The organism is Moorena sp. SIO3I6 (genome assembly GCF_010672095.1).
Genome location: NZ_JAAHHU010000290.1, coordinates 1 through 5,860 on the forward strand (window position 1 = coordinate 1; position 5,860 = coordinate 5,860).

5 protein-coding genes are annotated in these 5,860 nt (G+C 45.6%); 1 reads left to right on the forward strand and 4 read right to left on the reverse strand.

Features of this window, described 5'->3' with window-relative positions; genetic code table 11:
* Together F6K49_RS34260 and F6K49_RS34265 are read right to left on the reverse strand one after the other, a co-directional pair.
* A partial coding sequence (locus F6K49_RS34260) for an ABC transporter ATP-binding protein (protein WP_293103822.1) occupies nucleotides 1–664 on the reverse strand: 664 nt, incomplete at its 3' end.
* Nucleotides 665–903: 239 nt separating this feature from the next.
* Nucleotides 904–1,722, reverse strand: coding sequence for a class I SAM-dependent methyltransferase (locus F6K49_RS34265; RefSeq protein ID WP_075898032.1), 819 nt, complete (start codon nucleotides 1,720–1,722; stop codon nucleotides 904–906).
* 316 nt (nucleotides 1,723–2,038) lie between these two features.
* Between F6K49_RS34265 and ectB (F6K49_RS34270) the strand changes: the two genes are divergently transcribed.
* The gene (gene ectB / locus F6K49_RS34270; protein ID WP_293020871.1) at nucleotides 2,039–3,292 is read left to right on the forward strand and encodes a diaminobutyrate--2-oxoglutarate transaminase; all 1,254 of its coding nucleotides are present in this window, start codon (nucleotides 2,039–2,041) and stop codon (nucleotides 3,290–3,292) included.
* Here the strand turns inward: ectB (F6K49_RS34270) and F6K49_RS34275 are convergent.
* On the reverse strand, nucleotides 3,284–4,243 hold the full coding sequence (locus F6K49_RS34275; RefSeq protein WP_293020872.1) for a glutamate cyclase domain-containing protein: 960 nt from the start codon (nucleotides 4,241–4,243) through the stop codon (nucleotides 3,284–3,286). The genes ectB (F6K49_RS34270) and F6K49_RS34275 overlap by 9 nt on opposite strands.
* Before the next feature lie 6 nt (nucleotides 4,244–4,249).
* Nucleotides 4,250–5,542 carry a diaminobutyrate--2-oxoglutarate transaminase gene (gene ectB, locus F6K49_RS34280; protein ID WP_293045438.1) on the reverse strand — a complete coding sequence of 431 codons (1,293 nt, stop codon included), beginning with the start codon at nucleotides 5,540–5,542 and terminating at the stop codon, nucleotides 4,250–4,252.
* Between the last annotated feature and the right edge of the window lie 318 nt (nucleotides 5,543–5,860).

Here is a 5,860-nt window from a genome sequence, read left to right on the forward strand (position 1 = left end):
TCTGAGATGGTGTCCCCTCAGCTATGATCAACCCTTTGTCAATAATTGCCACTTGGTCAGCTAATGCATCTATTTCTTCGAGGTAGTGGCTGGTGATTAGTAATGTTGTTCCTGAGTCCCGCAGCTTTTGTAACAGTTCCCATACCACGAATCTGCTCTCAATGTCAAGACCTACTGTGGGTTCGTCTAGTACTAAAACATCAGGTTGGTGGAGTAAGCCAGCAGCTAAGTCCAGCCGCCGACGCAGACCACCGGAGTAAATGCCAGTTTTTTTATGGGCATACTCCTTGAGCTGCAAAATGTCAAGGAGTTTATTGATGCGTTTTTTGGCAACTGGTTTGGGAATATGATAGAGGTCGGCTTGCAATTGAAGTAGTTCTTGACCAGTGAGTACCTTATCTAGGGCAACTTCTTGTGCCACATAGCCTATGCGGCGGCGTGCTGCCCTAGGATTGTTCAGTACTGAAATGCCAGATACCTCAATTTTTCCAGCGTCGGGTGCCGTGAGCGTGCATAGGCAACGAATGGTGGTGGTTTTCCCGGCACCATTAGGACCGAGTAAGCCAAAAATTTGACCCGGTTCAACTTGTAAGGAGATGTCTTTGACGGCGTGGACATCTCCATAGCGTTTTTGGAGGTTCTGGATTAATACAGCAGCAGCCATAAGCTTTCCCTATGCCGGTCACGACTACACAAATCTCAACACTTGCTATTGTAGCCGGTTGCGCTGGTTAGGGGTAGAATCTATTGTTTTTGGGCAAAACTTCTGAGGAGTGATGGGATATATAGCCCATCTCCTGGATGCGATTGACCTTGGCCTTTAGGCCAAGGTCAATCGCATACCCTCAAGCTACACTGAATCTACACTCAAGCTATGGCGTAGCTGTCTTAAGTTGTCACGGATTAGTCATCACTAACCTTTTCACAGAGGCAAAAGCACCAGCCTAACTCACTAGCGGCAATTGCCTCCTGGGTTTTCTTAAAGGCAGCGCTCAAATCTGGATAGCCCTCCCGAGCTAGCTCGGACACCAATTCGTAACTCTTTTTCAGGTGTTGGCTCAAGTCCTTTATCTGCAAAACGTTAAATCCGATCTGAGTGAGTTTTTCTGCATAGACTTCGGGGCTAAATGTCGGCTCAAACAGCAGTCGGTTGTAAACGTACTTGCGGGCTGCCTCACTAACTTCCTCAATTGGTGTTACCAAGTCATCAAACAGGAAGATGCCTCCTACCCCTAGGACACGGTGAACCTCCGCCAGAGCTTTATCAAGCTCGTGGATGTGGTAAAGAGCGCCTTGACTCCAGGCATGGGTAAAGGAGCCATCTGGGAAAGGTAGGTTAGTGGCTGATTCCTTTTGGAAGCTCACCCGCAAAGAGGGGAAATTACTAGCCTTAGCTCGAGCATTCTCGATATAACTGCTACTGATATCGATTCCTACTACCTCACATCCCGTTTGCTGAGCCAGCCAAACGGCAGCGTTGCCATTTCCACAAGCAACTTCTAGTACCCGGGAGTCTGCAGTAATACCGCTCTGTTCCAGCATATATTCATCCCAGCGCTTGCAGGCTGGCACAAAGTCCTCAGGCCGAGCCTCGGCTAAGTTTTCGAAGTAACCCCAGTGAAGACTGCCTTCTGGATCCCAGAAACTGCGAAAACGTTTGTCTCGTTCGCGATCATCAAACAATGCCTCGGTCTGAGCTTCAGTAAATTGAATTTTTTGCATAGTTAATTCCAGTTAATTCCAGGCTGTTGTTGGTTTATGAGACTGATCAAAATTTAGACTATAGCTATCCTATTTGAATTGTTAAACTTGCTCTTTAATCAGGATATACCAGTTCTGGCTTAAGCAAGTTATTAATAAAAATTTTAGTTTTTATTAATAACTTGACTATTGCTATAGTCACCCTAAATAGTATATAGTTTTCTAGGTTACGGTGTTCGTAAAGTAAAGTTAAGCAAATGGAATCGCTTCGCGTTTTGTACACCACACAGAATTGTCTCACCTACTTGAAAATCCTAACAATAGGCAGGTTTAGCATATGAACATTTTTACCAAGCTTGAGTCAGAAGTCCGAAGCTACTGTCGATTGTTTCCAACAGTCTTTACCAAGGCAGTGGGAGATACCTTGATAGATGAGAGTGGGCGTACTTATATAGATTTCTTGGCAGGTGCTGGTGCCCTCAACTACGGACATAATAACCCCAAGCTCAAAAAGCGTCTCCTGGAATACATTGAGTCAGATGCTATCACCCACAGCCTCGATATGTTCACCTCTGCTAAGCAGCAGTTTCTAGAACGTTTCGAGGAAGTAATCTTAATACCGCGAGGACTAAACTATAAAGTTATGTTTACCGGTCCTACGGGAACCAATTCTGCCGAGGCTGCTTTGAAGCTAGCCCGTAAAGTGACTGGTCGAAAAACAGTCATTTGTTTTACCAAAGGCTACCACGGTCATACTTTAGGTGCCCTAGCTGTTACACCTAATCCTACCTATCAAAAGGCTGCGGGCATTCCCCTCGGTAATGTCTTAACGGTTCCGTTCGAGGATAAAAATGGCACCAAAGACGACAGTCTTGATTACTTAGAAAAATTGGTTGATGACCTGAGCCTAAATCAGGAAAAACCCGCAGCAGTTATCCTAGAAACCGTTCAATCTGAGGGCGGGATTAATGTTGCTAGTGTTCCTTGGCTTCAACGCCTTGCCCAGATCACTCAAGAGCGAGAGATTTTGCTAATTGTTGATGACATCAAAGTCGGGTGTGGCAGAACTGGCCCTTTCTTTAGCTTTGAGCGGGCAGGGTTAAAACCCGATCTAGTTTGTCTGGCTAAATCTTTAAGCGCCTATGGAAACCCGATGGCTGTGGTGCTGATTCGACCTGATTTAGACTGTTTGAAACCAGGGGAACACACTGGTACTTTCCGAGGCAATAATCTAGCCTTTGTGACTGCCACAGCTGCTCTCGACGAGTACTGGGAGACAGATACTTTTGCCCAGGAAATCGCGGACAAAGGTGAGGTAATGAAGAAGCGACTCAAAGACATGATCGCTCGTTATCCAGAAGTCGGCGGCGAACATCGAGGACTTGGTTTGATTCAAGGAATCGCCTGCCAACAAAAGGGGCTGGCTAAAAAAGTTAGTAATGAAGCTTTCAAGCGGGGTTTAATCTTTGAACCCATGGGAGTGAACAAAGAAGTGATTAATCTTCAGTCTACATTAACGATTGATCCCGAAACTTTGACCCAAGGGCTAGATATTTTGGAGGAAAGCATTGGAGCTGCGCTCTCAAACTGAGTTTGTCAAACCGGCGACTTCTAAAATTTCTGCCAACACTTTGCCATGATATTCCCAGGGTAAAGTCTCAATTGTGAGAGCTTGCAATCCGGTATCTCCATCTATCGCTGCTCCCTCATTAACCAGAGTTGTCAAAATCTGTTTATCGGTCTCTAAGGTTAATCCCTCAGTTAACTTAGATTTTAAGTCCGGTCGGAGTAAAGCAAGAGCAGTGAGTAACCCCATTGCTCCCCAATTTGATACACCGCAAACGATCGGGTGATGGCAAGGAATATAACAGGCGATTCGTTCTCCATGCTTGATGTTTTTGGCAATTAGCTCTTGAGAGAGTGTTCCCATACCAAGTTCATTGCCCAAATCACCAATGCCGATGGAGATGATTTCACTGAGGGTAAATAGGAAATGTAAAGGAGCAGTATGAACAGTGATATCATCCCCATTTATATTTCGGACAGTACCATCGTAACTCGGGCCTGCTCTTTCAATGGAGATAACATGGGAAACTGGTGGTTCGGCAATTTTCCATAAATTCACAATAGAAGAAACGGAGGGATCTTCTGCACTCCCTGCATCGACAGGAACTACATCAAAAGGAATTTGAGCAGGTATTCCTGCTGCCCGAGCAGCAACCTTGACAGCATTAAGGCATAAAGGATCGGTAACCAGACGGACAGGGATTCCAACTCTAAGTAATCCCGCTGCTAGGTGAGCGCAACCGATGGGGCCATCATTTTCCGCTGCCGGAGGAGTGCCGTGGGGAATAAAAAAGCCTGTAATAATAGCCACATGGGGGGATGGATGTTCGGCAATCGAACGAGCTGCACCAAGCAGCCCCCCCTTGGCAGCCTCCACAAGGGGCTCTATACCATTACCTATATCCCGTCCACAGATGTTTTCAATTTTTTCTATCCGGGTTTTGACTTCTGGAGAATTTCCAAATGCAGCAGTCATAAGCAATTAAACCGATGCTCCTAAATCAACTAATTTTTTAGAAACTGTCTCCTGGATGACTTGGTTGACACTATTTTCGAGGATGTCTAGCCCTTTCTCTAATACTTCTTCGGAAATTGTTAAAGGCGGCAGACATCGAATCACCTGCCCCTGTGCGCCAGCTGTTTCCATGATTAGCCCATTAGCAAAGGCTGTTCGGATGATTTTATTAGCGAGGTTGCCATCTTTGCAGTCTAAGCCCTGAATCATGCCCCTGCCTCTAACGGAAAAACCGGCCTCCCAGTTATTTTTTGCGATCTGCTCCAATCGGAGCTGCATTATAGTTCCTTTCTGTTTAACGGAGGCTGACAAACTGTCGTCTTGCCAATAAATTTCCAAAGCTGCTTTGGCGGTAACAAAGGCTAGGTTAGGTCCTCTGAAGGTGCCGCTATGTTGACCTGGTTTCCACTGGTCTAATTCTGGTTTGATCAGCACCAATGAGAAAGGAAGACCGAATCCACTCAAGGATTTGGAGATAGTAACAATGTCAGGGTAAATACCTACTTCTTCAAAGCTGAAAAAGGAACCAGTCCGTCCGCATCCCACTTGGATGTCGTCTACAACTAAAAGCACATCATGTTTACGACAGACTGTTTCAAGCGATCGCAACCACTCAAAGCTGGCTACATTGACCCCACCTGCTCCCTGAATTGTTTCTACAATCACTGCTGCTGGAAGCGCTACTCCACTACCTCTGTCGGAAAGGACTTTGTCTAGGTACTCTGTAGTATCAATATCCGAACCCAAGTACCCATCATAAGGTATAAAAGTTACGCCTGCGGTGGTGATTCCTGCAGCGTCTCGCTGGGAAATGTTGGCAGTTGTTGCTAAGGAACCTAGGGTTACCCCATGGTAGCCATTGGAAAAGGCAATGACCGTTTCCCGTCCCGTTATGTTGCGGGTCAGTTTTAGAGCTGCCTCCACAGCATTGGTTCCTGTTGGTCCAGGAAACTGAACTTTGTAATTTAATTGCCTGGGTTTGAGGATTATGGCTTCAAAAGCTTCGAGAAACTCCTCTTTCGCTACGGTTGCTAAATCGAGACTATGGACAATACCGTCTGAATCGAGATAACCCAGCAGTCGTTCTTTGAGTTGTGGGTTGTTATGTCCGTAATTGAGCGTACCCACTCCACTGAGAAAGTCAATGTACTTAATACCTTCTTTATCTTCTAGAACAGCTCCTTGTGCTTTCTTAAACACCGTGGGAAATAAACGGCAGTAGCTTCGCACATTGGATTCCAATTGATTGAAGATTCTCATGAGATTATCCTCATTAGTGTTATACGTGATGTTTTCCGCAAGCTACCTGAAAGTTTGGCTACTTATAGTACTACCCATTAAGGTGTTTGACATTGATAAAAGCTGAAAAGCTAATGCACGTCAACTTTTGCCTATTGCCCGCCCCCCTTCTTAAGGCAGGGCTGTTTCATTCTCGCAAAAAATAGATGGGGAGATGGGGAGATGGGGAGATGGGGAGATGGGGAGAATTTTGGACTAATACTCGGGATTTTGGGCAAATTTATCGTTCCCTTACACCAAGGCCGTTAACAAATTGTTAGTGATTTGAGTTGATTGAAG